Source organism: Vibrio variabilis, assembly GCF_003263785.1.
GTDB lineage: Bacteria > Pseudomonadota > Gammaproteobacteria > Enterobacterales > Vibrionaceae > Vibrio > Vibrio variabilis.
The window spans coordinates 1-485 of the sequence record NZ_JYJK01000111.1 but is presented as its reverse complement, the minus strand read 5'-3'; the positions used below and the strand labels follow the sequence as shown (position 1 = coordinate 485).

The following is a 485-nucleotide window of genomic DNA, read 5'->3' as shown; positions in this document are numbered from 1 at the left end:
GTCCACCATGTAGCCGCTGCCATCGGTCAAAGTAATGGTGAAGCTGTCGTTACCGTTGTAGTTAGCCATTGGCGTGTAGACGATGTCCGTGCCGTTAATAGCTATCTCACCATGACTTGGGGCGGATTTCTCGGTTGCGGTGACCGTATCGCCATCCAAATCGCTGTAGCTGAAGCTGAGCGTTTGGTTGTTGTCTTCATCGGTAGTGAGGGTCGACGCCACCGTGATGCTCGGCTCATCGTTCACGCTGGAGACCGTTACAGTGATGGTTTTATCCACTGTGAAGCCGCTGCCATCGGTCAAGGTAATTGTGAAGCTGTCACTGCCGTTGTAGTTGGCTATTGGCGTGTAGATGATGTCCGTGCCGTTAATCGCGATCTCACCATGACTTGGCGCGGATTTCTCGGTTGCCCTGACCGTATCGCCATCTACATCGCTGTAGCTGAAGCTGAGCGTTTGGTTGTTGTCTTCATCGGTAGTGAGGG

General features: G+C 53.0%; 1 protein-coding gene. It reads right to left on the bottom strand.

Annotated features, from left to right (window positions below; all coding sequences use genetic code 11):
• Positions 1–485 (bottom strand): tandem-95 repeat protein (locus TZ48_RS19735; protein WP_162674671.1); only part of this gene is annotated, 485 nt, incomplete at both ends.